Origin of the sequence: Phenylobacterium hankyongense, from assembly GCF_003254505.1 — a bacterium.
Lineage (GTDB): Bacteria > Pseudomonadota > Alphaproteobacteria > Caulobacterales > Caulobacteraceae > Phenylobacterium > Phenylobacterium hankyongense.
Genome location: NZ_QFYP01000001.1, coordinates 3,041,973 through 3,067,779 on the forward strand (window position 1 = coordinate 3,041,973; position 25,807 = coordinate 3,067,779).

At 70.0% G+C, this 25,807-nt stretch carries 28 protein-coding genes and 1 tRNA gene; 19 read left to right on the forward strand and 10 right to left on the reverse strand.

What is annotated here, in order from left to right:
* Positions 1 to 3: 3 nt before the first annotated feature.
* Together DJ021_RS14535 and DJ021_RS14540 are read right to left on the reverse strand one after the other, a co-directional pair.
* The gene (locus tag DJ021_RS14535) at positions 4 to 1,290 is read right to left on the reverse strand and encodes a family 1 glycosylhydrolase (protein WP_111458231.1); all 1,287 of its coding nucleotides are present in this window, start codon (positions 1,288 to 1,290) and stop codon (positions 4 to 6) included.
* 118 nt (positions 1,291 to 1,408) lie between these two features.
* Positions 1,409 to 1,642 carry a hypothetical protein gene (locus DJ021_RS14540; RefSeq protein ID WP_133255035.1) on the reverse strand — a complete coding sequence of 78 codons (234 nt, stop codon included), beginning with the start codon at positions 1,640 to 1,642 and terminating at the stop codon, positions 1,409 to 1,411.
* Between the two features lie 169 nt (positions 1,643 to 1,811).
* On the opposite strand from DJ021_RS14540, the gene DJ021_RS14545 reads away from it, so the two are divergent.
* From DJ021_RS14545 to DJ021_RS14570, 6 genes are all read left to right on the forward strand, one after another.
* A complete protein-coding gene (locus tag DJ021_RS14545; protein WP_243626149.1) occupies positions 1,812 to 2,660 on the forward strand; it encodes an SMP-30/gluconolactonase/LRE family protein in 849 nt (282 codons plus the stop codon).
* A gap of 75 nt (positions 2,661 to 2,735) precedes the next feature.
* Positions 2,736 to 4,460 carry an IlvD/Edd family dehydratase gene (locus tag DJ021_RS14550; protein ID WP_111458234.1) on the forward strand — a complete coding sequence of 575 codons (1,725 nt, stop codon included), beginning with the start codon at positions 2,736 to 2,738 and terminating at the stop codon, positions 4,458 to 4,460.
* Positions 4,460 to 5,209 carry an SDR family NAD(P)-dependent oxidoreductase gene (locus DJ021_RS14555; RefSeq protein WP_111458235.1) on the forward strand — a complete coding sequence of 250 codons (750 nt, stop codon included), beginning with the start codon at positions 4,460 to 4,462 and terminating at the stop codon, positions 5,207 to 5,209. Before DJ021_RS14550 ends, DJ021_RS14555 begins: the two co-directional genes overlap by 1 nt.
* A complete protein-coding gene (locus tag DJ021_RS14560) occupies positions 5,209 to 6,126 on the forward strand; it encodes a 2-dehydro-3-deoxygalactonokinase (protein WP_111458236.1) in 918 nt (305 codons plus the stop codon). Before DJ021_RS14555 ends, DJ021_RS14560 begins: the two co-directional genes overlap by 1 nt.
* Positions 6,123 to 6,746, forward strand: coding sequence for a 2-dehydro-3-deoxy-6-phosphogalactonate aldolase (locus DJ021_RS14565; protein WP_111458237.1), 624 nt, complete (start codon positions 6,123 to 6,125; stop codon positions 6,744 to 6,746). Before DJ021_RS14560 ends, DJ021_RS14565 begins: the two co-directional genes overlap by 4 nt.
* A 49-nt stretch (positions 6,747 to 6,795) precedes the next feature.
* Entirely contained in the window at positions 6,796 to 7,008 is a 213-nt protein-coding gene (locus DJ021_RS14570; RefSeq protein ID WP_111458238.1) for a hypothetical protein, read from the forward strand.
* 3 nt (positions 7,009 to 7,011) lie between these two features.
* Here the strand turns inward: DJ021_RS14570 and DJ021_RS14575 are convergent, their stop codons facing one another.
* Entirely contained in the window at positions 7,012 to 9,270 is a 2,259-nt protein-coding gene (locus tag DJ021_RS14575; protein ID WP_111458239.1) for a sugar nucleotide-binding protein, read from the reverse strand.
* Between the two features lie 113 nt (positions 9,271 to 9,383).
* Between DJ021_RS14575 and galE the strand changes: the two genes are divergently transcribed.
* The 4 genes from galE to DJ021_RS14595 all read left to right on the forward strand — a co-directional run bounded on the left by galE (position 9,384) and on the right by DJ021_RS14595 (position 13,792).
* Positions 9,384 to 10,436, forward strand: a complete 1,053-nt coding sequence (gene galE, locus DJ021_RS14580) for a UDP-glucose 4-epimerase GalE (RefSeq protein WP_111458240.1) — start codon at positions 9,384 to 9,386, stop codon at positions 10,434 to 10,436.
* Between the two features lie 309 nt (positions 10,437 to 10,745).
* Positions 10,746 to 13,016 carry a UDP-galactopyranose mutase gene (gene glf, locus DJ021_RS14585; protein WP_111458241.1) on the forward strand — a complete coding sequence of 757 codons (2,271 nt, stop codon included), beginning with the start codon at positions 10,746 to 10,748 and terminating at the stop codon, positions 13,014 to 13,016.
* A gap of 126 nt (positions 13,017 to 13,142) precedes the next feature.
* The gene (locus DJ021_RS14590) at positions 13,143 to 13,376 is read left to right on the forward strand and encodes a hypothetical protein (protein WP_111458242.1); all 234 of its coding nucleotides are present in this window, start codon (positions 13,143 to 13,145) and stop codon (positions 13,374 to 13,376) included.
* Positions 13,377 to 13,402: 26 nt separating this feature from the next.
* Positions 13,403 to 13,792, forward strand: coding sequence for a helix-turn-helix domain-containing protein (locus DJ021_RS14595; protein ID WP_111458243.1), 390 nt, complete (start codon positions 13,403 to 13,405; stop codon positions 13,790 to 13,792).
* Between the two features lie 13 nt (positions 13,793 to 13,805).
* On the opposite strand, the gene DJ021_RS14600 is transcribed toward DJ021_RS14595, so the two are convergent.
* Together DJ021_RS14600 and DJ021_RS14605 are read right to left on the reverse strand one after the other, a co-directional pair.
* Complete coding sequence (locus tag DJ021_RS14600) at positions 13,806 to 15,440, reverse strand: acyl-CoA synthetase (RefSeq protein ID WP_111458244.1); 1,635 nt, start codon at positions 15,438 to 15,440, stop codon at positions 13,806 to 13,808.
* 84 nt (positions 15,441 to 15,524) lie between these two features.
* Positions 15,525 to 15,986 (reverse strand): Lrp/AsnC family transcriptional regulator, encoded by a 462-nt coding sequence (locus tag DJ021_RS14605; RefSeq protein WP_111458245.1) that lies wholly within the window; start codon positions 15,984 to 15,986, stop codon positions 15,525 to 15,527.
* Between the two features lie 112 nt (positions 15,987 to 16,098).
* Here DJ021_RS14605 and DJ021_RS14610 point away from each other — a divergent pair, with 112 nt between their 5' ends.
* From DJ021_RS14610 to mepK, 4 genes are all read left to right on the forward strand, one after another.
* Positions 16,099 to 16,698 carry a TetR/AcrR family transcriptional regulator gene (locus tag DJ021_RS14610; RefSeq protein ID WP_165837232.1) on the forward strand — a complete coding sequence of 200 codons (600 nt, stop codon included), beginning with the start codon at positions 16,099 to 16,101 and terminating at the stop codon, positions 16,696 to 16,698.
* A gap of 78 nt (positions 16,699 to 16,776) precedes the next feature.
* On the forward strand, positions 16,777 to 17,271 hold the full coding sequence (locus DJ021_RS14615; RefSeq protein ID WP_111458246.1) for a hypothetical protein: 495 nt from the start codon (positions 16,777 to 16,779) through the stop codon (positions 17,269 to 17,271).
* A 135-nt stretch (positions 17,272 to 17,406) separates the two neighbouring features.
* Entirely contained in the window at positions 17,407 to 17,667 is a 261-nt protein-coding gene (locus tag DJ021_RS14620) for an SWIB/MDM2 domain-containing protein (protein ID WP_111458247.1), read from the forward strand.
* A gap of 209 nt (positions 17,668 to 17,876) precedes the next feature.
* On the forward strand, positions 17,877 to 18,446 hold the full coding sequence (gene mepK / locus DJ021_RS14625; RefSeq protein WP_243626042.1) for a peptidoglycan L,D-endopeptidase MepK: 570 nt from the start codon (positions 17,877 to 17,879) through the stop codon (positions 18,444 to 18,446).
* Here mepK and DJ021_RS14630 read toward each other — a convergent pair.
* The 3 genes from DJ021_RS14630 to DJ021_RS14640 form a co-directional block, all read right to left on the reverse strand.
* Positions 18,443 to 18,799, reverse strand: coding sequence for a hypothetical protein (locus DJ021_RS14630; RefSeq protein WP_111458248.1), 357 nt, complete (start codon positions 18,797 to 18,799; stop codon positions 18,443 to 18,445). The two genes, mepK and DJ021_RS14630, sit on opposite strands and share 4 nt — an antisense overlap.
* A 15-nt stretch (positions 18,800 to 18,814) precedes the next feature.
* Positions 18,815 to 20,269 (reverse strand): L,D-transpeptidase family protein, encoded by a 1,455-nt coding sequence (locus DJ021_RS14635; RefSeq protein ID WP_243626043.1) that lies wholly within the window; start codon positions 20,267 to 20,269, stop codon positions 18,815 to 18,817.
* A 222-nt stretch (positions 20,270 to 20,491) separates the two neighbouring features.
* Positions 20,492 to 20,567, reverse strand: a tRNA-Lys gene (locus tag DJ021_RS14640).
* Positions 20,568 to 20,704: 137 nt separating this feature from the next.
* On the opposite strand from DJ021_RS14640, the gene DJ021_RS14645 reads away from it, so the two are divergent.
* Positions 20,705 to 20,989, forward strand: coding sequence for an Hpt domain-containing protein (locus DJ021_RS14645; RefSeq protein WP_243626044.1), 285 nt, complete (start codon positions 20,705 to 20,707; stop codon positions 20,987 to 20,989).
* Positions 20,990 to 20,996: 7 nt separating this feature from the next.
* On the opposite strand, the gene DJ021_RS14650 is transcribed toward DJ021_RS14645, so the two are convergent.
* Both DJ021_RS14650 and gcvA read right to left on the reverse strand, forming a co-directional pair.
* Positions 20,997 to 21,323, reverse strand: coding sequence for a chorismate mutase (locus tag DJ021_RS14650; protein ID WP_111458250.1), 327 nt, complete (start codon positions 21,321 to 21,323; stop codon positions 20,997 to 20,999).
* A 14-nt stretch (positions 21,324 to 21,337) separates the two neighbouring features.
* A complete protein-coding gene (gene gcvA / locus DJ021_RS14655) occupies positions 21,338 to 22,294 on the reverse strand; it encodes a transcriptional regulator GcvA (protein WP_111458251.1) in 957 nt (318 codons plus the stop codon).
* Between the two features lie 172 nt (positions 22,295 to 22,466).
* Here gcvA and cobA point away from each other — a divergent pair, with 172 nt between their 5' ends.
* Genes cobA through DJ021_RS14675 form a run of 4 tightly spaced genes read left to right on the forward strand, consistent with a single transcriptional unit; the run spans position 22,467 to position 25,805 of the window.
* On the forward strand, positions 22,467 to 23,297 hold the full coding sequence (gene cobA, locus DJ021_RS14660) for a uroporphyrinogen-III C-methyltransferase (protein ID WP_111458252.1): 831 nt from the start codon (positions 22,467 to 22,469) through the stop codon (positions 23,295 to 23,297).
* On the forward strand, positions 23,294 to 23,659 hold the full coding sequence (locus DJ021_RS14665; protein WP_111458253.1) for a DUF2849 domain-containing protein: 366 nt from the start codon (positions 23,294 to 23,296) through the stop codon (positions 23,657 to 23,659). The genes cobA and DJ021_RS14665 overlap by 4 nt, the downstream gene beginning before the upstream one ends.
* Positions 23,660 to 23,665: 6 nt before the next feature.
* Positions 23,666 to 25,321 (forward strand): nitrite/sulfite reductase, encoded by a 1,656-nt coding sequence (locus DJ021_RS14670; RefSeq protein ID WP_111458254.1) that lies wholly within the window; start codon positions 23,666 to 23,668, stop codon positions 25,319 to 25,321.
* Entirely contained in the window at positions 25,305 to 25,805 is a 501-nt protein-coding gene (locus DJ021_RS14675) for a DUF934 domain-containing protein (RefSeq protein WP_111458255.1), read from the forward strand. Before DJ021_RS14670 ends, DJ021_RS14675 begins: the two co-directional genes overlap by 17 nt.
* Positions 25,806 to 25,807: the final 2 nt, after the last annotated feature.

A 25,807-nucleotide genomic window follows, 5' to 3' on the forward strand; every position in this document is an offset into this window, starting at 1 on the left:
GGCTCAGCCGCTCTCGCCGCTGGCCAGCTCGACCTCGCGCAGGGTCCGGGCCTCGGCGCGATGGCGCTCGGCGACCGGCTCCTCGTACTCGGAGGGCATCAGGATCGGCACGCTGAGGCAGACGCTCTGGGTCGGCAGCACCTCGCCCCAGTCGGCGATCAGCTGCTTGTAGGAGCGGCCCACGGGCCGGATCTCACGGTTCAGGTCATAGAGGCCCACCGGGTGCACGCGGCCGTTGTTCTCGCGAAGCCCGGTGTCCCAGTCCATCTGGTCGGTGAGCGAGTACCAGGTGAAGCCCACGGTCGGCACGCCGTCGTTGCGCACGCGCAGGACGTTGGCCCATTCCTTCCAGAGCCAGTTCACCGCCTCGTCGCCGTTCGGACCCTCGGCGATGTTGGTTTCGGTGTGCATCACCGGCAGCCGGTAGCGGTTGTAGTACTGCCGGGTGATCTCGCAGTAGCCGAAGATCTCGCCCGAGGCGCGGCTGCCGCCGTCGGCGGCCACCCGGTGCTCGTTGGTCCAGTAGTAGTCGTTGCCCAGGATGCAGTGGTGGTGCAGCGAGTTGCCGAGGAAGAAGTGGTACTCCTCCCGCGTCATGCCGTTGTCCATCAGGTACTCGTACATCTCCGAGTCGACCCGGTGCCCGTAGTTGAGGTCCAGCGACAGGAAGCGCTTGGCGTTCTCGATCTCGGCCGGTTTGATGGCGGCGGGATTCTCGGCGTGGAAGTACTCCGAGGATTCGCTCTGGATGAAGATGGCGTCGGCGCGGACCTTCAGGATCTCCTGCATGGCCCGGACGTTGGCCTTCACGATGTGCTTCAGGGCGGTGACGAAGGTCAGGTCCGTCGTGCCCTCCTCGTTCCACCAGCCGTACTTGCCGGAGAACTGGGCGCAGATGAACATCTCGTTCACCGGCGTGTAGAGCTGCACCCACGGGAAGCGGCGGGCGAAGGCGGCGGCGTAGCGGGCGAACTGCTCGGGGAAATCCGGGTTCTGGAAGTCGCCCAGCCAGTCGGGCACGCCGAAGTGGCAGAGGTCGACGATCGGCACGATGTCGCGGCGCCGCAGCTCGGCGAAGGTGACGTCGGCGAATTCCCAGTCGTAGTGGTCCGGCCCGAGCAGGCTGGTGTGGATCGGCGGCCCGTAGCGCAGGAAGCGCAGGCCCATCTCCTCGACGAGGTCGAAGTCCTTGCGCCAGTGGCGGTAGTGGCCGCACGACTCCATCTGGTCGACGCGGATGCGCCCACCCTTGATCTTTGGGATGCTGTTCTCGATCCCGGTAGCGAACATGAAAGCGGAGATGGCGCTGCCTCCGGATTGCCGCGCACGCGCTCGTGCCCCTGTCCTCTAGAACACGGGCCGGGCGCCTAGGTTCACATTTTCGTCGGCGCGCCGACGGAGCAAGCGGCTACTCGGCCGCCTGGGCAAAGGCCTGGCCGTTGATCTTCCGGCAGCGGGAGACCAGGGCCAGGTGGTCGGCGCCGTTCTGCACGTTGCGCACCCAGGCCTTGTCGCCGTGGAGGGCGACCACCTCGAAGTGCGGGAACAGGTTTGGACCGGTGCGCACGAGGTCGCCGACGGAGATTTCCTCGTCGTACTCACGCTCGTGGCTGATCGAAAAAACGTCTGAATAACTGGACATCGACATCTCTGGGATCCCCTCCCGACTCTGTCGACTAAGATAGTGGACCCCCGACTCTGAATGGAACCACAACGACGGAGTCAGGATGTCGCAGGCGAGTAAAATATCGTGTTCGTGGAACGGTCCCACGATTCGTCCGAAACCTTGAGCGGAGGGCCCCTTGGCCGACGTGCGTTGCGTAGTTCAAGCCTTTGATCAACTTGGGGAAGGGCCGGTCTGGTCGGCCCGGGAGGGTCGGCTCTACTGGTTCGACATCAAGGGCCGCCGGCTGTCCTGGTACGAGCCGGCGAGCGGGGCCGGCGGGACGTTCGAACTTCCCCTGCGCGCAAGCGCCGCGGCCCCGCGCGAGGCCGGCGGCCTGATCGTCGCCACCGAGAAAGGCCTGGCCATCGTCGATCCTGACGCCGGGACCATCGCCATCGTCCAGCCGCACGACCTCGGCGACGGGTTCCGCACGAACGACGGCAAGATCGACCTCGACGGGCGGTTCTGGTGGAGCACCATGGACGACAACGGCGGCGAGCGGGCCGGCTCGGTGTTCCGCACCGAGCCCGGCGGCCGGACCGACCGGGTGTTGAGCGGCATCCACATCCCCAACACCATCTCCGTCAGCCCCGACGGGTCGCTGCTCTACATGGCGGACTCCAAGCGGCAGACGATCTTCACCCACCGCACCGATGACCTCAGCCAGGTGACGGAGTTCGCGCACACCCGCGGCGAGCCGCACACGCCGGACGGCTCGGCGGTCGACGCCGAGGGCTATCTCTGGAACGCCCAATGGGGAGGCTGGCGGGTGGTCCGCTACGCCCCGGACGGGAGCATCGACCGGATCGTGCCGATGCCGGTGGAGCAGCCGACCAGCCTGGCCTTCGGCGGCCCGGACCTGTCGACGCTCTACGTCACCAGCGCCCGCGACGACCTCTCCCCGGAGGCGCTGGCGCGCCAGCCGCTGGCCGGAAGCCTGTTCGCCTTCGAACCCGGCGTGAAAGGACTGGCGTTGCCGCTCTTCAAGGCGTGAGGTGCGGCGGGCTGAACCGGGGCCGCGGCTCAGGGGTTTAGCCTGTGCATCACCGAACATAAGGGTACCCCGCGCATGGCCGACAAACCGCTGCGCAGTCAAAAGAGCTACGGCAAGCTCGACCGCGACGGCTTCATCCACCGCAGCTGGATCAAGGGCACCGGGCTTCCCGACCACGTGTTCGACGGCCGGCCGATCATCGGCATCTGCAACACCTGGTCGGAGCTGGTCACCTGCCAGGTGCACCTGCGCGAGCTGGCCGGCTTCGTGAAGCGCGGGATCTGGGAGGCCGGCGGGGTGCCGATCGAGTTCCCGGCCATGTCGCTGCCCGAGACCCAGATGCGTCCCACGGCCATGCTGTTCCGCAACCTCCTGGCCATGGAGGTGGAGGAGTCGATCCGCGCCAATCCCATCGACGGCGTCGTGCTGATGGGCGGTTGCGACAAGACCACGCCGGGCCTGCTGATGGGGGCGGCCAGCGTCGACCTGCCGGCGATCTTCGTCTCCTCGGGCTCGATGCTGAACGGCAAGTTCCAGGGCCACGACATCGGCTCGGGCACCGATGTCTGGCGGTTCTCCGAGGCCGTCCGCGCCGGCGAGATGACGCTGGCCGACTTCATGAGCGCCGAGGCCGGCATGAGCCGCAGCGCCGGGGTCTGCAACACCATGGGCACGGCCTCGACCATGGCCAGCCTGACCGAAGCCCTGGGAATATCGCTGCCGAACAACGCCGCCCTGCCGGCGGTGGACTCGCGACGCAAGGTGCTGGCCCACGTGACCGGCAACCGCATCGTCCAGCTGGTGAAGGACGACGTGCGCATATCCCAGGTCATCACCCGCCAGGCGTTCGAGAACGCCATCCTGATGCACGCCGCGGTCGGCGGCTCCACCAACGCTGTGGTGCACCTGCTGGCCCTCGCCGGCCGGCTCGGGGTGCCTCTGGACCTCCACGACTTCGACGAGATCGCCCGCGAGGCTCCGCTGCTCGTCAACCTGATGCCGTCGGGCAAGTACCTGATGGAGGACTTCTGCTACGCGGGCGGCGCGCCGGCGGTGATGAAGGAGCTCGGCTCGCTGATCCACCGCGACGCCGTCACCGTGTCCGGCCTCACGCAGGGCGAGATCGCCGACGCCGCGCAGGTCTGGAACCGCGAGGTGATCGGCACGCGGGAGGCCCCGATCGGGCCGTCGTCGGGGGTCTGGGTGCTGAAGGGCAACCTCTGCCCGGACGGCGCCATTCTCAAGCCCAGCGCCGCGACGCCGGAGCTGCTCACCCACCGCGGCCGCGCCGTGGTGTTCGAGACCATCGAGGACTACCACGCGCGCATCGACGATCCGGACCTGGAGGTCGACGCGACTTCGATCCTGGTGCTGAAGGGCTGCGGGCCGAAGGGCTATCCGGGCATGCCGGAGGTGGGCAACATGGCCCTGCCGCCGAAGCTCCTGCACCAGGGCGTCCGCGACATGGTCCGCATCTCCGACGCGCGGATGAGCGGCACGGCCTATGGCACGGTGATCCTGCACGTGGCGCCCGAGGCCGAGGCGGGCGGTCCGCTGGCGCTGGTGCGCAACGGCGACGAGATCGTCCTCGACGGGCCCAACCGCACCCTCGACCTGCTGGTGGACGAGGCCGAACTGGTCCGCCGTCGCCAGGCCTGGGAGGCTGGGCGCGAGCCGTCGAAATACACCCGCGGCTGGTACAAGCTCTACATCGACACCGTGCTGCAGGCCGACCGCGGCGTCGACCTGGACTTCCTGGTGGGCAAGTCCACCGCCGACGTGACGCGGGAGTCCCACTGATGGCCTTCGCCAGCTATCCGAGCCTGCAGGGCAAGGTGGTGTTCATCACCGGCGGCGCCTCCGGCATCGGGGCGACTTTCGTACAGAGCTTCCACGACCAGGGGGCCAAGGTGGCCTTCGTCGACCTCGACGATGCGGCGGGCCAGGCCCTGGCGCAGAAGCTGGGCGGCGCCTGGTTCCGGCGCTGCGACGTCACCGAAGCCGAGGCCTTGCAGGCCGCGGTGCGCGACGCCGGCGAGGCGCTCGGGCCGGTGACGGTGCTGATCAACAACGTTGCCAACGACACCCGTCACAAGGCGGCGGAGACCTCGCCCGAGGCCTGGCGCAGGGGGCTGGCCGTCAATCTCGACCCCGCCTTCATCGCCTCCACCGCGGCCTATCCAATGATGAAGCAGGCCGGCGGCGGGGTGATCGTCAATGTCTCCTCGATCAACGCCCTGTTGGGCCCGGCGGAGCTGGCCGGCTACGCCGCCGCCAAGGGCGCGATCAATTCGATGTCGAAGTCGCTGGCCCGCGAGTGGGGCCCCGACAACATCCGCGTCAACGCCCTGTCGCCGGGGTGGGTGGTGACCGCGCGCCAGCTGGAGCTCTGGCTCACGCCCGAGGCCGAGGCCGAATGGATGAAGCAGGTGGCGCTGAAGCGGCGGATCCTGCCGGAGGACATCGCCCGCCTGGCGCTGTTCCTGGCCTCCGACGACAGTCAGATGATCACCGGCCAGAACCTGGTCATCGACGGCGGACGCACCTGATGGGCGGAGCGACGCTGCTCGCCTGCGATTGGGGCACCACCAACCTGCGCGCCTGGACGCTGGACGCCGACGGCGCGGTGGTGGCCGGCCGCGAGTTCGAGCTGGGCGTCTCGAAACTGGGTCCGGGGGAAGCCGAGCGCCAATTTCGCGAAGAGGTGCAGCCGGCGCTGGGGGCGCAAGGCCTGCCCGCCATCCTTTGCGGCATGATCGGCTCGAACCTCGGCTGGACAGTCGCGCCCTATGTGGACTGCCCGGCCGGGCTGCCGGAGCTGGCGGCGGCGCTAACGCCGGTGGAGGCCACCGGCGGCTGGGTGCGGATCGCGCCGGGCATGCGCAGCGAAGGCGTCACCGGCGCCACCGACGTCATGCGCGGCGAGGAGACCCAGCTGATGGGCTGGCTGGCGCAGAACCCTGCGCGGGCCCGCGGCCGCCAGATCGTGGTCCACCCGGGCACCCACGCCAAATGGATGCTGGTGGAGGATGGCCGGCTGGTCCGCTTCGTCACCGCCATGACCGGCGAGCTGTTTGCGGTGCTCGGCCGTCACAGCGTGCTGAAGAGCGACGCGCCGGCGACGGACGCGGGGGCTTTCGAGGAAGGGTTGGCGGCGGCCGGCGACGGCAACGCCCTGGCCGCGCGGCTGTTCACCGCCCGGGCGCGGGTGGTGGGGCAGGGCCGCGCCCCCGAGAGCACGCCCAGCTACCTCTCCGGCCTGCTGATCGGCGCCGAGGTGGCGAGCGTGCCGGCGCTGCTCGGCCTGTCCGGGAACGAGCCGGTGGCGCTGCTGGGCGATCCGGCGTTGTGCGCGCTCTACCACCGCGCCCTGGATCGCCGTGGCGTGGCCTACGAATCCTTCGATGGCGAGGCGGCGGCCATCGCCGGCCTCTTCGCCCTCTACCGCCTGGGAGCGGCCTCATGACCCTCGACGAAGCCCTGTCCGAATGCCCCGTGGTGGCGATCGTCCGCGGCATCACGCCTGACGAGATCCTTGATCATGCCGGCGCCCTCCTGCAAGCCGGCGTCCTGGGCGTCGAGGTGCCGCTCAACTCGCCCGATCCCATCGAGAGCGTCCGGCGGCTGGCGGAAGCCTTCGGCGACCGCATGGCGATCGGCGCGGGGACGGTGCTGACAGCCGAGCGGGTGGACGCCGTGGCCGCGGTCGGCGGCCGGATCATCGTCTCGCCCAACACCTCCGGCGAGGTGATCCGCCGCGCGGTGGAGCTGAAGCTGGACCCGGCCCCCGGCTTCGCCACGGCGAGCGAGGCCTTCATGGCGATCGAGGCCGGCGCCCGGCACCTCAAGCTGTTCCCGGCCGTGACCTATGGCCCCGCGCACGTGAAGCAGCTGAAGGCGGTGCTGCCGCCCGAGGCGGTGGTCTGGGCGGTCGGCGGCGTCGGTCCGGCCAGCATGGCCGAATGGTGGAGCGCCGGCGTGCGCGCCTTCGGCCTCGGCGGCGAGCTCTATCGTCCCGGCCAATCGGTAGCCGAGACCGACGAGAAGGCGCAGCGCGTGGTGGCCGCGGCCCGCGCCCTGCGCTGAACCGAATCCGCCCTCCGGCGCTTTAAGATTCCGGAACGGAGGGATCGCCATGAAACAGCTAGCCCGCTTCTCCATCTCGGTGCGCGAAGAGGATTTCGTGCTCCACCTGGAAGACGACGCCGGTGAGACCCTGGAATTCGCGGCGTCCCCGGAACAGCTCGACGCGGTGATCGACGCCCTCGACGAACTCCTCTCGGAGAACGAGGAGGAACTGTTCGAGGTCGAGGACGGGTCGCCCACCTACCAGAAGCCGCTCGGCTAGGGTTCAGCTCACCCGCGCGCCGGGCCGCAGGAACGGGTCGTAGGGCATGCCGCCGTCGGCCAGGGCCTCCGACTCCGTGGAGAACTCCGCCTGCTCGACCATGGCGGCATAGCGCTCGATGGCGTTGTCCAGCGACGGCATGAGCTGGCCGAGTTCCGTGTCCAGGGCGGCGCGCGCCGGTCGGCGGGCCGGCCAGCCGAAGCTCGCCGCCGGCGCCCCGCGCACCAGGTCGGGATCGCGTCCCGCCGCGGCTGCGACCTGGCGGGCGAAGTCGGCCCAGGAGATGGCGCCGGCGTTGGCCAGATGGCGCAGGCCGGTGTCGCCGTCGATCAGCAGGTCGAGGGTGGCGGCCACCAGGTCCGGCACATAGGTCGGCGAGACGATCAGGTCGTCGGCCGCGGCGAACTCGCCGCCGCCGGCCAGGGTGCGCAGCGCGGCGGACGCGAAATTGTGAGGATCGAAGGGCGAGAAGAACGCCGCGGTCCGGACGATCAGCGGCTTGCCGCCGAGCTCGAGGATGCCGCGCTCGGCGCGGGCCTTGCTGGCGCCGTAGACGTTCAGCGGCGCCGGCGCGTCGCTTTCCAGGTAGGGGCGGTCGAAGGCGCCGTCGAACACCAGGTCGCTGGAGAAGGCGACGCAGGGCAGGTCGCGATCACGACAGGCGCGGGCCAGGCGAATGGCGCCCGCGGCGTTGGCGGCCATGCAGGCCTCGGCCTCGGCCTCGGCCTGGTCCACCCGCACCCAGCCCGCGGCGTTGATCACCGCCCAGGGCTGCAGGGCGTCCAGCATCCGCAGGATCGAGTCCTCGTCGTCCAGCGACAGCTCGGCGCGGCCGGTGAGCCGGTAGTCGATCGCCCGCCACTCGCAGGCCCGCGCCAGCGCCTTGCCGAGGGTGCCGGTGGCGCCGACGATCAGCAGCGGCCGGTCGGGGGACTGGGGGGTGCGCAGTTCCGGCCGGGGCTCGGGCGTGTCGACGGTGCGGAACACCGGGCGGAACGCCATGCGAATGTCGCGCCGCCACCAGCCCGGTCCCCGGGTGGCCGGGTGCGCCTGGCCGATCCCGGCGCCCAGCCTGGCCAGCTCGGCCGCCAGGGCGGTGGGGCGCACCTGGGCGGTGCGCACGTCGAAGGCGCCGACCTCGTAGTGGCCGACATGCCGGGTGAGCAGGCTGTTCCAGTCGTGGGTCCCGAGCAGGGCCCAGGCGGTGACGGCGCGGACGTCCACCCCGCGGCCGCGCAGCCGCTCGGCGGAGTCCCAGGCCTCGCGCAGCCAGCGCACCTGTTCCTCGCGGGTGCAGCCGTTGTGGCTCTCGGTCACCGCCAGCGGCAGGCCGTAGCGGGCCCAGGCCTCGTCCAGCGCCCCTTCCAGGCCGCCGGGGCCGGGCAGGGCGACGCGGACCGCCTCCACGTCGGCGAAGGCCATGAACTCGTTGCCGCCGATCCGCTCCGGCGGGTAGTCGCCGGTCCGGTGGTCGAGGAAGCGGTCGCTGGTCAGGTAGTGGTTCACGCCCAGCACGTCGGGCGGGCAGGGATCATCGGCGATCGCCCGCAGCCGGTCGCCGAAGCCAAAGCCGTCCAGCCGCTCCCACATCAGGTGGCCCGGGATCACGCGCCCGCACAGCAGGTCCCAGCTCATCCAGCGCCGGGCGTTGTCGAAGTCCGCCTGGTGCGCCAGCGCCCGCGTCGCATAGGTCCGGCCGAGGTCCTCGGTCTGCACCAGCTGGGCGGCGGAATTGACGGCGCGGATCTCGCGCATCGCCAGCCGCGTGCCGTCGATCTGGTTGAGCAGGGCTGCCCAGAACAGGTGCTCGTCGGCGACGTGAGGATACCAGTGGCCGTAGAGGGCGGAGAACCGCGCCGTGGTCAGCGGCTCGTTGACCGGCGTCCAGGCCTCGACCCAGGGATAGCGCTCGGCCGCGGCGCGGGCGTAGGCGGCGAACGCGGGGGCGAAGTCCTGGTCGACCAGGCTGGTGTAGCGCGGGCCGCTGCCGTGGTGCAGCAGGCCGGCGATGGGCCGCATGCCAAGCTCGCGGATGCGGCCGAGCCGCTCGTCGGTCCAGCGCCAGTCGAAGCTGTCCGGCCGCTCCGGCGCGGCGCGTTCCCAGAGCACCGGATAGCGCAGCGCCTTCAGCCCAAGCGCGGCGAAGCGCTCAAGGTCCTCGATGCGATGCTGATGGCCCGACCGGATGGTCTGATCGTGAAACGCGCCGCCGATGCGGTTCACGGTGCATTCGTGACCGCCCCACAGCTCCAACTCACGCATGAACCCTGGCTTTCCCGTCACATCCCACAACTTAAGGCGGCGGAAAGCCCCTTTGTTCCAAAGTTCAGCTTGTTGGCGCTGGAACTCCGGCGGCGGCCGAGGATTATTGAACCATGGATCGGGGAACAAAACCCGCCGTGCTGGTCACGGGCGGGGCTGGCTACATCGGCGCACATACGGCAAAGGCCCTGCACGAGCTGGGCTTTTTTCCTGTCGTCTACGACAGCCTGAGCTCGGGGTTCCGGGAAGCCGCGCGCTGGGGCGCCTTCGTACATGGCGACATCCGCGACGGCCGGACGCTGGGCGAGGCGCTGGCGGCGCACAACGTCAAGGCGGTGATCCACTTCGCCGGCCTGATCGAGGTGGGGCGCTCGGTGGCGCGTCCGGACCTGTTCTGGGACCACAATGTCAGCGGCACCGTCAGCCTGTTGTCCACCATGCGCGAGCACGGCGTCGGCCGGCTGGTGTTCTCCTCCAGCGCCGCGGTCTACGGCCAGGCGGGACGCAGCGCCCTGGAGACCATTCCCGAGAGCGCCCCGAAGGCGCCGGCCAGTCCCTACGGCGACACCAAGCTGGCCTGCGAATGGCTGATCGAGGCCCAGTGCCGCGCCTACGGGCTGACGGCGGTGGCGCTGCGCTACTTCAACGCCGCCGGCGCCGATCCGTCGGGCCAGATCGGCGAGGCGCACGAGCCGGAAACCCACCTCATCCCGCTGGCGATCGCCGCGGCGCTCGGCGACGGCAAGCCGTTGACCGTATTCGGCGACGACTTCGGCACCCCCGACGGCACCTGCCTGCGGGACTATATCCACGTCACCGACCTGGCGGCGGCCCACGTGGCCGCGCTGAACGTCGACCTGCCGGCCGCCGCGTTCGAACCGGTGAACGTCGGCACCGGCGAGGGGCGTTCGGTGCTGCAGGTGGTGGAGGCCGTCGGCCGCGCCGCCGGCCGGGCCGTCCCGTATAGCGTCGGCGCGCGGCGGGCGGGCGATCCGCCGAGCCTGGTGGCCGACCCCAGCCGCGCCCGCGCCCTGCTTGGCTGGAGCGCGAAACATTCCTCGCTGGACCAGATCGTCAGCGAAGCGCTCCGCTGGGAACGCGATCCGATGTATGGCGCCGGCGTTCGCGGTTCGGCCGGGCGGCGCAAGCCGAAGGTCAGCGCCTGATCAGTCGACTGGCCGACATTACTGAGACCTGAGCCGAAGAGTCTCGGCTTATCTTTTGATTACTACAAACTTTTTCAAAGCCCGAAGAACAGGCGTGGAACCTTTACGCCTGATCGGAGTTGTATCCACGGGCTTCGTGTGTCGATTTTTCAAAAAAGGAATGCGCCCTTGAACACTCAGTGGTTCCCGAGCGCCGAAGGCGCTGCGCCATTGTCTACTCTGTCAGGGCCACGTTCCCGAGGTCGCCAGACCGTCGTGTGTTTCTCTCACCTTCGATGGGACTTCGTCTTCCAGCGCCCCCAGCATCTGATGACCCGTCTGGCCAAGGGCCGGCGGGTGGTGTTCTGGGAAGAGCCGGTCGGCGGACCCGAGGTGACGGCGCCGCGTCTCGACAGCCGCACCTGCCCCGAGAGCGGGGTGATCGTGGTCACGCCGGCCCTGCCGGACGGCCTGGACGGCGAAGCCCGGGAGGCGACGCTCCGCGGCCTGCTCGACGAGATGCTGAGCGCTTACGAGGGCGACCTGCTGCGCTGGTACTACACGCCGATGATGCTGCCGTTCTCGCGGCACCTGAACGCGGTGTGCACGATCTATGACTGCATGGACGAGCTGGCGAACTTCAAGTTCGCGCCGCCCGAACTGACCATCCTCGAACGCGAGTTGATGAGCCTGGCCGACGTAGTCTTCACCGGCGGCTACTCCCTGTGGGAGGCCAAGCGCGACCGGCACCCCAACATCCATCCCTTTCCCTCGAGCGTGGACCGCGCCCACTTCGCCAAGGCCCGCACCCTGCGCGACGAGCCTGCCGACCAGGCGGCGTTGCCCTGGCCGCGGCTGGGCTTCTACGGCGTGGTCGACGAGCGGATGGACCTCAGCCTGATCGCCGCGCTCGCCGACGCGCGGCCGGACTGGAGCGTGGTCATCGTCGGACCGGTGGTGAAGATCGATCCCGCCGACCTGCCGCGCCGGCCGAACCTCCACTACCTGGGCGGCAAGACCTACGACGAGCTGCCGCGCTACCTGGCCGGCTGGGACGTGGCCCTGATGCCGTTCGCCATCAACGAGTCCACGCGCTTCATCAGCCCGACCAAGACGCCGGAATACCTGGCGGCCGGCCGGCCGGTGGTCTCCACGCCGATCGTCGACGTGGTCCGCCACTACGGCGAACTGGAGGCCGTGAAGATCGCCTCGACGCCCGAGGAGTTCGTCGCCGCCTGCGACCAGGCGCTGGCGCTCTCCCGCGTCAGGGGCGACTGGCTGAAGCAGGTCGACGTGGCGCTGGGCGTCCTGTCCTGGGATGAGACGTTCACCCGGATGAACCTGGAGATCTCCCGCGCCGTGGCCCGTCGGGCCCAGGACGCGACCGAGGTGCTGGCCCAGAGCGGCGTCGCCGCGCCGGCGATCCGCCCCGCCGGGCGCAACAAGCCCTTCGACTACATGATCGTCGGCGCGGGTTTTGCGGGCTCGGTGCTGGCGGAGCGGCTGACCACCCAGCTGGGCAAGCGCGTGCTGCTGATCGACAAGCGCCCGCACATCGGCGGCAACGCCTACGACGAGAAGGATGCGGCCGGCGTGCTGATGCACCGCTACGGCCCGCACATCTTCCACACCAACTCCGACGAGGTCTCCGGCTACCTGTCGCAGTTCACCAAGTGGCGGCCCTACGAGCACCGGGTGCTGGCCAGCGTGAAGGGCGGCCTCCTGGTGCCGATGCCTATCAACCGCACGACGCTGAACACCCTCTACGGCGTCGACCTGCGCACCGACGACGACGCCGAGGCCTTCCTCGCCAGCCGCGCCGAGCCGGTGGAGAAGATCCGCACCTCCGAGGACGTGGTGATCTCCAAAGTCGGCCGCGAGCTCTACGAGACCTTCTTCCGCGGCTATACGCGCAAGCAATGGGGCATGGACCCCTCGGAGCTCGACAAGTCGGTGACCGCGCGGGTGCCGACCCGCACCAACGACGACGACCGCTACTTCACCGACAAGTTCCAGGCCATGCCGGCCGAGGGCTACACCCGGATGTTCGAGAGCATGCTCGACCAGCCGGGCCTGACCATCGAGCTCGGGGTCGAATACGAGGACGCCCGCGAGGAGGCGGTCTACGACCGGCTGATCTTCACCGGCCCGGTCGACGAGTACTTCGACCACCGCTACGGCAAGCTGCCCTACCGCAGCCTGGCCTTCCGCCACGAGACCCTGGACCAGGAGTGGTTCCAGCCGGTCGGCACGGTGAACTATCCGGAGGAGGCGACGCCCTACACCCGGATCAGCGAATACAAGCACCTGACCGGCCAGAGCGCGCGACGCACGACCATCACCTACGAATACCCGCGCGCCGACGGCGACCCCTACTATCCGGTGCCGCGGCCGGAGAACCAGGCGCTCTACAAGCGCTACGAGGCGCTGGCGCTGGAGACTGCGAACGTCCACTTCGTCGGACGCCTGGCGACCTACCGCTACTACAACATGGACCAGGTGGTGGGGCAGGCGCTGGCCACCTTCCGCCGGATCGCCGAACGGGAAGGCCGCACGATCGTCGCGGCCCAGGCCGCTGCGCGAGCCATCGCCGCCAACTAGGCGGCGTCGGAACCCGGCTGACGGCCCCGTCTCACGGCGGGGCCGTCGTCAGTTTCAGCTTGGCAATCGTTAATCGTTGAGGATCGTGCTAAGCGGCTCCGTCGGCGGAGCCGGCGGGAAGATGCGATGAGCCGGAACGACACTGACCGGGCGCGTGAACTGGCGCGCAACCTTGTGGAGATCCTGAGTTCCTACGAAGAGGAACTCATGGGACTCGAACAGGGCTCTCCGGCGATCAGCCAGCTTCGGCGGGCGGTCGGCATGACCATCGCTGAGGCCTGCTACTGGATTTCGGACGAGGGCTCCGGGCGCGACGACTGGGCGCCCCCGGCCGACGACGAAGCCCGCCGTGCGCGCTAGATCGAACACGAGACGACGGAGATAACATGGCTCGCAATCCCGACGCGGTCGCAGATCCTGTCGACGTCGCCGTGGGCGCGAGGATCCGCCTGCTGCGCAAGGTGCGGGGCCTGTCCCAGCAGGCGCTGGCCGACGCCGCCGGCGTGACCTTCCAGCAGATCCAGAAGTACGAGCGCGGCGCCAACCGGGTCAGCGCCTCCATGCTGTCGCGGATCGCCACCACGCTCGAGACCCCGGTGTCCGAGATGTTCGGCGAGAGCGGCGGATCGAGCGGCGCCATCGACGAGGTGGCGGGCCTGTTGTCGGAGCCTGGGGCCCTGGAGCTGCTGCGGGCCTATTCTGGCCTGCCGCGGGGCGCGGCGCGCACGGCGCTCGTGGAGTTCGTGCGGGCGCTGCGGGACGCGCCCGAGGCCTGAGGGCCCGCGAGCCTCACGCCGGCACGTTGAGCGCCGCCAGCGCCCGGTCCTTGATCGCCTTGTAGTCGACCTTGCCGTTGGGGGCGCGGCCGATGCTTTCCACCAACACCAGTTCCCGCGGCGCCTTGTAGGCGGCGAGACGCTCGCGCACGTGCTCGGAGAGCTCGGCCAGGCCCGGCTGCAGGTCGGCCTCGGGCTCCACCACCGCGCAGATGCGTTCGCCGAAGCGGGCGTCGGGGACCCCCACCACCACCGCGTCGCGCACCGCATGATGGGTCTTCAGCGCCTCTTCGACCTCCTCGGGGAAGACCTTCTCGCCGCCGGTGTTGATGCAGACAGAGCCGCGCCCCAGCAGCTTCAGCGTCCCGTCGGTGTTCACCTCCGCCCAGTCGCCCGGCACGCTCCACCGCACGCCTTCCATGACCCTGAAGGTCTTGGCGGTCTTCTCGGCGTCCTTGTAGTAGCCCATCGGCAGGAAGCCGGTGACGGCGACCAGGCCGCGCTCGCCGGAGCCCGGGGTGATCCGTTGGCCGTCCTCGCCGAACACCGCGCAGTTGGGACCGATGGTGAAGGCGGCGGTCTGCACCTCCGCGCCCGGCGCCGAGGCCGAGACCCCGAGACCCACCGCCTCGGACGAGCCGAAGCTGTCGAAGATCATGGCGTTGCGGCAGAAGCTCAGCAGGCCGCGCTTGTTCTCCTGGCTCCACATGGAGCCGGAGGAGGTCATCAGCCGCACCGCCGACAGGTCCCAGCGGCCGGGGTGCGCCTCCAGCGCCTCCAGCATCGGGGTCGAGAAGGCGAGGCCCACGATCACCACCGTGTCGGCCTTCAGCCGCTCCGTTTCGTCCCACAGCTCGACGGCGCTGAACTTGCGGGAGGGCAGGGTGGCGACCGCGCCGCCCAGGTTCAGCACGATGAAGGAGGAGAACTGGCCGGTGCCGTGCATCTGCGGGCAGGCGACCAGCGAGATGGGCCGCAGATGGTCCGGCGCCTCCAGCCGGGCCGCGGCCGCCTCGACCGTCTCGATCGGCGCGATCCCCATCACCGCGTGGCCGCCGGCGCCCACCACGTTGAACAGGTCGTCCTGGCGCCACATCACGCCCTTCGGCATGCCGGTGGTGCCGCCGGTGTAGAGCAGCATGAGGTCTTCGGGCGAGCGGCCCCAGGGCGCGGTCACCGGTCGCTGGGCGGGCGTCGCCGCGACGATGGTCTCGTAGTCCTCCGCCCACGACGGAACGGAGAAGCCAGGCTCGGCCACCGCGATCCAGGCTTTCACCTGGGGCAGCCGGTCGCGGATCGCGTCGAGCGTCTCGGCGAAACCCGCATGGAAGACAACGGCTTGCGCGTCGGCGTTGTCAAACAGGTAGAGGAGCTCTTCCGGCCCATAGCGATAGTTGGTGTTGACGGGCGCGAGGCCCGCCTTGAACGCCGCGAAATAGGCCTCGAGGTATTCCGGGCCGTTGTAGAGGTAGGCGGCGACCTTGGCCTGGCGCTCGAGGCCGGCGGCGATCAGGTGCGCGGCGAGCGCGTCGGCGCGGGCGTCGAACTGGCCCCAGGTCACCACCCGCTCGCCCTGGATGTGGGCCGGCCGCTCCGGCTGGGCGCCGGCGATCGCCTCCCATACGTCCGCAAAGGTCCAGGAACTCACCGCCGTCCTCCCATGGCTCTTTTCTCGTTGAGCCGATTGGGCGCCGCCTCGCTCGCGGAAGTCAACGGCGTCGGAGGGGAGCGGTCAAAGCGGCAGGGCGGTGGTGAACTTGATCTGCTCCATGCCGAAGGACGAGCTGACGTCGGAGAGCGGCGCCGCCGCGATCAGTCGCTTGTAGAAGGCGTCGTAGGCGGCGATGTCGCGGACCACGACCTTGAGCAGGTAGTCGGTCTCGCCCGACAGCCGGAAGAACTCGACCACTTCCGGCAGGGCGGAGGCCCCTTTGGCGAAGGCGTCCAGCCACGCCTCGTCGTGGCGGCTGGTGCGGACCGCCACGAACACCACCAGCCCCAGGTCCAGCTTGTTGCGGTTGAGGATCGCGACGCGCTTCTCGATCACCCCGGCCTCGGTCAGCCGCTTCACCCGCTTCCAGCAGGGCGTCTGGGAGAGCCCCGCGCGCTCGGCCAGTTCGGCGATGGGGATGGTGGCGTCGGCCTGCAGCTCGCGCAGGATCCGCCGGTCGATCTGGTCGAGAACGATTTCCATGCCCTGGCCTCCAATAAGGGAACCAGGTTCTAAGGTGACGCCAGGCGACGCGCCATCGCCTTGCCAGCGTCGACCGCCGATATTATCGCCATCATATAATCCGGAGCCGCGCATGCGTTACGCCGAGACCCACAAGGAAGAGACCCGGCGGCGGGTGGTGAAGACTGCGGCCGGCGCGGTGCGGGCCAACGGCCCCGACGGCGTCGGCGTGGCGAAGATCATGGCGCAGGCGGGCCTGACGCACGGCGGCTTCTACGCCCACTTCCCCAACAAGGAGGCGTTGGTCGCCGCCGCGATCGAGGAGGCGTTCGCCCAGAGCCGGCGGCGGTTCGGGCGGATCACCGACGGCATGGCCGCCTCCCGGGCCCTGGAGACCTTCGTCGACTCCTACGTCTCGATGGAGCATCGGACCCACCCGCAGCAGGGTTGTCCGGCCTCATCCCTGGCCAATTACATGCCGCGCCAGGGTGCGGCGGTGCGCGCGGCCTTCGATGGCGGGGTGAGGGGCATGATCGGGCAGATCGCCGCCTGGCTGCCCGGCGAGAACCTGGCCGAGCGCGAAGGCCTGGCGAACTCGCTGCTGGCCGAGATGAGCGGGGCGGTGGCGCTCTCCCGCGCCGTTTCCGATGTGGCCCTGGCCGAGCGGCTGCTGGATGAGTGCCGCACGCGGATCAAGGCCCGGGCCGGCCTCGCCGTCGCGGCGCAGGACTAAGGCGGAACCCCAACCCGCGACCCGCGGTTGGTCGGGCGTACGCGCCCCTACAGGCCGCCGGGACGATCGCGAGGGACCATGACCACCCTGCCTTATGACGAGCACGCCTCGATCCGCCGCGAGTCGCGCGCGGAGGCCTCGCCTAGGACCGATATCGCGCCCATCGGCCCCGGCCTGAGGTTCCTGTTCGTCGCCTGGTTCGTGGCGGCCGCCTTCTGGGTGGCGAGCATGGTCATCGACGTGGGCATCCTGGAAGCGGCGATGAAGCAGGCGCCCGTCGGCGGTGGTGTGGACGCGGGCGGCCTCGGCTTCCTGCTGATGGATGTCATCGGCGTCCTGGTGCTGGGCGTGGCCATCGCCTATGGGCTGGCGCGGTACGCCACCCGGGACCGCCGGGAGGACGCCGTCACCGAGGCCTCGACGGCGGCGCTCTACGATCAGATCGAGCGCGAGGGCGGCGAGGACCTGACCGCCCGCTCGCCCGATGCGCAGACCCCGGAACAGCGCGACGCCTATCGCGCCGCCCAATCCGGTGGCGGGCAGCCTGGCGGCGGGCAGTCTACTCAGGGGTGAATTTCAGCCTGCGGCCTCCCACCACGCTTCTCTAGGTGGCGCAGGACGCGCGGCCCACCTAGGATGCATCAAGCGACTCAGCCTTTGCGTGCAGCGATGGTGGGGCGCCTGACACATTTAGCTGGGGGGACCCCAATGGCCGACACCAAGAAAACCAACGCCCTGCAAAAGCCGCTCACGCCGTCGGCAGAACTCGCCGCCGTCGTCGGCCCGGGCCAACTGTCCCGGGGCGAAGTGGTCTCCAAGATCTGGGATTACATCAAGAAAAACAACCTGCAGAACCCGGCGAACAAGCGCGAGATCGTCGCCGACGACAAGCTGAAGCCGGTGTTCCACGGCAAGGACCGGGTCTCGATGTTCGAGATGAACAAGCACCTCGCGCAACACCTGAAGTAGGGCGCGCAGGCTCGCACGCGGCGCCGCACAGCCCGCGCGCGATACGGCCGACCTTGCAAGGAAACCCCGCGGGCTCAGCGCCTTGCGGGGTTTCTTTTTGCCCTCGGCGGCCGCGGCAGGTGGTCGCATGCGTCTGTGGCTCAGGTTGACCTTAGGGCGCCGCACACCGACTTATCGGGTAGACGAGGCGGTCGAGGGGCCTTTCGCAGATGCAGACCATGCTCGCCCGACGGGGCCTATTGCGGCTCGGCGCCGGCGCAGCCCTCGCGGCGGCTGCGGCGCCCGGCCTCAGCCTCGCCCAGTCCGTCACGCCGCTGGCCGGGGCCGCGGTGCGCCGCGCGACCCTGCACAACCTGCACACCGGCGACACCTTCAACGAGGTCTATTTCGCGAACGGCCGCTATGTGCCCGACGCGCTGGCCGAGGCCATGCGCGTCCTGCGCGACTGGCGTAACGGCGAGGAGCATCCGATGGATCCCCGCCTGTTCGACGCCCTGCACGCCATCAACGCGCGGCTGGACACCAACCAGCCCTTCCAGATCATCTCCGGCTACCGCTCGTCCAAGACCAACGCCATGCTGCACGAGCGCAGCTCCGGGGTGGCCTCCAACAGCCAGCACACGTTCGGCAAGGCGTCGGACGTCCGCGTGCAGGGTGTGGACCTGCGCAACCTGCACAAGGCCGCGCTCAGCGTCTCGGCCGGCGGCGTCGGCTTCTATCCGGTCTCGAACTTCGTGCACGTGGACGTGGCGCGGGTGCGCCAGTGGACCGGCGTCTAGCCGTAGGGCGGGGCGTCTGACCTCGGCTCCGGCGGCGGCGGCTCCACGACCGGCGGCGCGGGCTCTTCCGGCGCGTCCCGGGTGGTCATTCCGACCGCGGCGGCGTCATCGGCCACCTGGTCTTGCGGATTGATTTTCGGGACGGCCTTGGCCGGGGGCGCGTCGGGCACGGTGGGCAGCAGCGTGCTCGGCGTCGGTGGCGGCGCGGGCGGGGCCTGGGTCGAGATCTGCACCCCGGCCGCCGGCGCTTCGGCGACGCTGGGCTCGTGGCGGCTGCGCCCGATCAGCACCCCCACCAGCACCGCGAGCACGATCGCGCCGACAATCAGCAGGACCCGGCCCAGGGAATTCATCGCGGTTCGCTCCGACTAGACCTCGGCGGCAGGCGCCAGGGTCCCGATTCGCTGCAGCAGCAGGCGATCCCAATTATAGGGGTCGGAGCGGAAATTCATCTGTCCATCGGCCCCCGCGAAGGCCGTCCAGTAGAAGATGAACACCGGCACCGGCGCCGGGAGCCGGGCGCGAACGGTGTCGCCCTTGTCCACGGCCGCGGCGATGAGGTCGGCGTTCCACTGCGGGTCGGCGTCGAGCAAGGCCGCCGCCAGGGCGGCGGGCTTCTCCAGCCGGACGCAGCCATGGCTCGCCTGGCGGGCGTAGCGCGAGAAGCCGCCTTGCGACGGCGTGTCGTGCAGGTAGACGCCGTAGGGGTTGTCGAAGTCGAACTTGTAGCGGCCGAGCGCGCTCTGATCGCCGGCCTTCTGCTGCAGGCGGCTGGCGCCGTCGCCGGTGGAGATCACCACAAAGCCGTTGCGGGCCAGGTAGCCGGGGTTCTTCTTCTCCTTCGGCCACAGCTCCTTGGTGGCGATGGAGCTCGGCACGTTCCAGGGCGGGTTCAGCACGACGCTGTGGATCTGCGAGAACAGCATCGGCGTCTCGTCGCCGGGCCGGCCGGCCACCGCCTTCATGGACAGCACCGGCTTGTCGTCCCGGAACAGGGTGACGATGGCCGCGCCCGAGTTCACCTGCACCCGGGTGGGCGGCATGGTCGGCGGCAGCCAGCGCCAGCGCTCCAGGTTGGCGATGATCTGCAGGATCCGCTGGCCGACCGGCTGGTTCAGCGCCTCGAGGGTGGTGGGATCGACGACGCCGTCGGGTTTCAGGCCGAAGCGCCGCTGGGCGCGGGCCACGGCGTCCTGCAGGTCGGAGTCGAAGGCGCCGTCCGCCTTGGGCGCGGACTTGTCCTCTACCGCCAGGCGGGTCCGAAGCGCCGCGACGCGCGCGCCCTTCGCGCCCAGGCCGAACGCCGGGCCGGCGGGAATCGCCTGCCAGCCTCCGGCCGCGGCGATCTCGCGGTAGGCGGCAAGGCCGCGGCGCAGGGCCCGGTAGCCGGAATAGGGCGGCGGCAGACTTTCCAGCCAGGGACCCAGCCGGTCGGTCGCGACGGCGGCGCCGAGGTCCGCGGCCGGATCGTAGGCAGCGGGCCTGACGCCCCACTCCTTGAGGAAATCGGCAGGCGCGAGGCGGCCCACGTGCACGGCCTTGGCGTAGCGGGCCAGGGCGAGGGCGATCGTCTCCGGCGCGTCGTCGGCGGTGAACGCCTGGTGCGGCAGTCCGTGCGTCTCGGCCGCATTCAGCGTGCGAACGGCGTCGGCGAGCTGCTGGGGGCTCAGGGGCGGTACGGGCGCGGCCGGCGGCGGTTCCTGCGCGTAGGCCGCGCCGGCCGCCAGGGCCAGCGGCAATGCGGCCAGCAAGGTCCGGCGGCTGTAGCCGAAGGGGCGAAGGTCAGGCGCGGTCATCGTGCGGGCGAGGATGGGAAGCTTCACCCTCCAGGAACGCGTCAAAAGGCAGTTCGTCCCGAAGGTGACGGCATTCTTTCGCCGAGGGCCCGCTGGGGCAATCGAGTGGGGCGGATAAGCGGCGGCTGCGCACCTTACCCGTGACGGTTCAGCTGACAGCCCGCCCACGAACTGTCGTCAGGCTGGCGCCCATATGGCGCCCCGCGCCTGCCCCGTGTGGAGCATCCCACCATCAAGTCTTTGAAATAATGGTGGGTGCAGTAGGATTCGAACCTACGACCCGCTGATTAAGAGTCAGCTGCTCTACCAACTGAGCTATGCACCCGTCCCGGCTCCGGTTACCCAAGGGGCCGGTGGCGAGGGCGCGGAAAATACGCGAAAACGCGGCGTTGGCAAGGCGCTGCAACAGGGGAATATCTGGTGACGACTGGTGGGCTCCAAGGCGCTGTGGATTTCGCTTACTTGGAAGGCTTTGCGGCCGGCGACATGCGGGTCGTCCTGGAGGTGCTGGCGCTGTTCCGCCGGCAGGCCGAAGGCTGGTCGCGGGCGCTCAGCAGCGAGCCGGCGGACTGGCGGGAGATGATCCACACCATCAAGGGCGCCTCCCGCGGGGTCGGCGCCAACGCCCTGGGCGACATCTGTGCGCGAGCCGAATGGAAGGGCGCGAGCGAACTGCCGGCGGTGAAGGCCGCGCTGGACGCCGCCGTCGTCGAGATCGCGGCCTATCAGGCTGAGAAGGGCGCCTAGCGCCGGGCTAGCGCTGGGAGCGCAGCTGGTCCCAGACGCCGAATTCGTAGGCGATGCAGCGTTCGATCAAGGTGCGCCAGACCGGCTCGGCGATCTCTTCGGACAGGCCGGCGGCGCGGGCGGCGGCCTTGACCTTGGCGACCACGTCCTCGACGCGGGCGTTGTCGCGCACCGCGGCGCGGTCCTGCTTGATGCGGGCGGCGGCGTCCATGTAGCGCTGGCGCTCGGCCAGCAGGAGCACCAGCTGGCGGTCGAGGGCGTCGACGCCCTGGCGGACGTCGGCCATCGTCTCACAGGCGGCCGGGGCGGGCCGCGCGTCGGTGGAAACAGTCATCGTCACTCGTCGTCTTAGATGCCGGCGCCGTTGTCGATGGCCCGCAGCGCCTGCTCGTGCGCCAGGGCCTCGGCTTCGATCCAGCTGATGAAGGCCTTGACCTGAGGCAGCCGGCCCTTGGCCTTGGGATGGACGAGGTAATAGGCGAAGTCGACCGCGGTGGCGATCTGCAAAGGCGCCACCAGCCGGCCCGCATCGAGGTCCGCCTGGGCCAGCGTGCGCTTGGCCAGCGCCACGCCGCGGCCGTTCATCGCCGCCTCGATCACCAGGCTCGACTGGTTGAAGCGGGGACCGCGCATGCCGTCGACGCCGCGCAGGCCGCGGGCCGCCAGCCACATGGTCCAGTCGGGGCAGCTGTCGTCCGGATCGGGCGAGCCGTCGTGCAGCAGGATGTGGTTCTTCAGGTCCTCGGGGGTGTCGAGCGGCTGGTCCTTGATCAGCTCGGGGCTGACCACCGGAATCACCGTTTCGCTCAGCAGCCGCTTCACTTCGAGCCCCGGATAGCGGCCGGCGCCATAGCGAATCGCGATGTCCACCTCGCCGGCGGTGAGGTCGACCAGCTCCAGGCCGGCCGACAGCCAGACGTCCACCTGCGGATGCAGCTGCTCGAAGTGGCCGAGCCTGGGCACCAGCCACTTGGCCGCGAACGAGGGCGCGGCGGTCAGCGTCAGCCGGCGGCCGTCCACCGCGGCGGTCAGCAGGGAGGCGGCCTCCGCCAGCCGGTCGAAGGCCTCGCGCAGGGCCGGCAGGGCGGTTTGCGCCGCGTCGGTCAGCAGCAGGCCCTTGGGGGTGCGCTTGAACAGCGCCGCGCCCACGTAGTCCTCGAGGTTCTGAATCTGCTGGCTGACCGCGCCCGGCGTCACCGACAGCTCGTCGGCGGCGCGGCTGAAATTCAGATGGCGCGCGGCGGCCTCGAAGGCGCGTAGAGCGTTCAGCGGCGGCAGGCGCCTTCGGTCTTGCGGTCTTTCCATAGAATTCCTGACAGCCCCGGCAGAAGTCCTTGGCTTGCGAATTGGGCCTGCCGGCACCTATTTGCAAGCGTCCGCCGATGTATCGGCCCTTTTCATCGGTGGGCGATCGGCGGGGCGGGCGCCAGTCCGTCCCGTCATGATTCAGAGACCGAAGGTTTAGAGAAGCTAATCCATGCCGCAACCGCACGACAGGTCAAAGCGAACAGATCGCCTGGTGGTGCTGGATGGCCGCCGCCAGACGACGGGCGCGGTGTGGCTGGTGGGCGCAGGCCCCGGCGACCCCGAGCTCCTGACCCTCAAGGCGCTGAAGGCGCTGCAGGCCGCGGATGTGATCGTCCACGACGGCCTGGTGTCCGACGAGATCCTGGCGCTGGCGCCGGCCGGCGCGCGGCGGATCTCCGTCGCCAAGCGCAAGTCGCGCCACTCCTACAGCCAGGACGAGATCAACCGCATGCTGGTGGCGTTCGCCCTGGACGGCCTGCGGGTGGTGCGGCTGAAGGGCGGCGATCCGTTCATCTTCGGCCGCGGCGGCGAGGAGCTGGAAGCCTGCCGCGACGCCGACGTCGACTGCCACGTGATTCCCGGCGTCACCGCGGCCCTGGCCGCCAGCGCCGGGGCCGGCGCGCCGCTGACCCATCGGGGCTCGGCCCAGGCGGTGACCTTCGTCACCGGCCACGCGGCCAGCGGTGGCGAACCCGACCTCGACTGGGCGAGCCTGGCGAAAGCCAACCAGACGGTGGTGATCTACATGGGCCTGTCGATGGCCGCGCCGATCGCCGCGCGGCTGATGGCGGCGGGTCGGGCCGGCTCGACGCCGGCGCTGATCGTCGAGAACGCCTCGCGCGCCGACGAGCGCCGGGTGGTGACCACCCTGGCCGGCCTGGCGGAGGGCGCCGCCGCCCTGAGCGGGCCGGCGCTGCTGATCGTCGGCGAGGCCATGGCGCTGGCCCAGGCCGGCGCGACGGTCGAACTCCAATCCACCCTTCTGGAGGCGCGGGCATGAAAGCGCTCACCGCCAATCGGCTGATCGACGGCGAGGTCGTGTTCTGGAAGGACGGCGAGTGGGTCGAGCGCTTCGCCGACGCCCAGCTGTTCGACGAGGCCGCGCAAGAGGCCGCCGAGGCCGCCGAGGCGCACGGCAAGAACCAGCCCACGGTGGTGGTCGAGCCCTATCTCATCGACCTGGTGGACGCCGGCGGCCTTTGGGCGCCGCTGAGCTTCCGCGAGCGCATCCGCGCGCTGGGCCCGCAGAACCATCCCAGCCACGGCAAGCAGGCGGAGGGCGGCGCGGTGGTCGAGGCCCTGCTGCACGCCGACGGCGCGGCCCGCTCGACGGGCCGGGTCAACCTGATCAAGCGAAAGTAGGGCGCCATGTACCAGTACGACGCCATCGACAAGGACATCCTCGCCGACCGCAGCGCGGAGTTCCGCGGGCAGGTCGCGCGACGGCTCGCCGGCGAGCTGAACGAAGACCAGTTCAAGCCGCTGCGCCTGAGGAACGGCCTCTATCTGCAGCTGCACGCCTACATGCTGCGGGTGGCCATCCCCTACGGCTCGCTGAACCCCGCCCAGCTGCGCAAGCTGGCGTGGATCGCGCGCACCTACGACAAGGGCTACGGCCACTTCACCACCCGCACCAACCTGCAGTTCCACTGGATCAAGCTGGCCGACGCGCCGGACATCATGGATCACCTGGCCAGCGTCGACATGCACGCCATCCAGACCAGCGGAAACTGCGTGCGCAACGTCACCGCCGATCCCTACGCCGGGGCCACGGCCGAGGAGATCGACGACCCGCGCGTCTGGGCCGAGGCCATGCGCCAGTGGTCCACCGTGCACCCGGAATTCTCCTGGCTGCCGCGGAAGTTCAAGATCGCGGTCACCGCCGCGCCGAAGGACCGCACGGCGGCCAAGGTCCACGATATCGGCCTGGTTCTGAAGCGCGCCCGCGACGGGTCGCTGGGGTTCGAGGTGATGGTCGGCGGCGGCCTGGGCCGGATGCCCTACATCGCCTCCACCATCCGCGAGTTCCTGCCGGTGAACCGGCTGTTCTCGTACCTGGAGGCGATCCTTCGCGTCTACAATCGCCACGGCCGGCGCGACAACATCCACAAGGCCCGCATCAAGGTGCTGGTGGCCACCCTCGGCGCGGAAGAGTTCGCCCGCCAGGTCGAGGCCGAATGGGAGAAGGTCGGAACCGGGCCGGACCTGCCGGACACCGAGCTCGCCCGCATCCGCGGGGCGTTCGCGCCCAAGACCTTCGGGACCCTGTCGCCGCGCTCGGACGCCTTCGAGACGGCCAGGGCCGGCCAGCCGGCGTTCGCCCGCTTCGCCCGCAACAACCTCAAGCCCCACAAGGTCCCGGGCTACGGCATCGTCGAGGTGTCGCTGAAGGGCATCGGCGAAACCCCCGGGGACGCCTCCGCCGAGCAGATGGAAGTCGTCGCCGACCTCGCCGAACGCTACGGCCAGAACGACATCCGCGTGACCCACGAGCAGAACCTGGTGCTGCCGCACGTGAAGCTGGACGACGTGCCGGCGGTCTGGGCGGCGCTCGACGCCGTCGGCCTCGCCACGCCGAACATGAACCTGGTCAGCGACATCATCGCCTGCCCGGGCCTCGACTACTGCGCGCTGGCCAACGCCCGGGCGATCCCGGTCGCCCAGCACATCGCCGAGAAGTTCCGCGACCCCGAGCGGGCCGAGCGGGTGGGCGAGCTGAAGATCAAGATCAGCGGCTGCATCAACGCCTGCGGCCACCATCACGTCGGCCACATCGGCATCCTGGGCGTCGATAAGAAGGGCGAGGAGTTCTACCAGCTCACGCTCGGCGGCTCCGGCGCGGAGGACGCGGCGGTGGGTCAGGCGCTCGGACCGGCGCTGCCCTACGACCGTGTGGCCGATGCGGTGGACACCCTCGTCGAGGTCTACCTGCGCGAGCGCAAGGACGGCGAGCGCTTCCTCGACACCTTCCGGCGCACCGGCGTCGCCCCCTTCAAGGAGGCTGTCTATGCCGACGCGAATTAAGCTCCACGACGCCCGCTTCGACCTCGCCGAGGACCCGTTCACCGCGGTCGGCGACGAGCGCGAGATCCCGCCCGGCGACGTGATCATCTCGCTGGCGCGCTTCCAGGAGCACGGCGAATGGCTGCTCTCCGACGGCCGCAAGGTCGGGGTGCGCCTGGAGAGCCATGAGGAGGTCGAGGCCCTGGCCTACGACCTGCCGCGCCTGTCGCTGGTGGCCCTGGCCTTCCCGAAATTCGGCGACGGCCGGGCCTACACCTCCGCCCGCCTGCTCCGGGAGCGCTACGGCTTCAAGGGCGAGGTGAGGGCGGTGGGCGACGTGCTGCGCGAGCAGGCGGGCTTCATGGTCCGCTGCGGCTTCGACGCCTTCGAACCGGCGGACGGCTCCACCCCGCAGGACTGGGACAAGGCCGTCCATCGCTTCCGCCACGTCTATCAACGCGCTGTCGACGGCCGTCCCCCGGCCTTCGCTGAGCGGGGGAAGTGAGC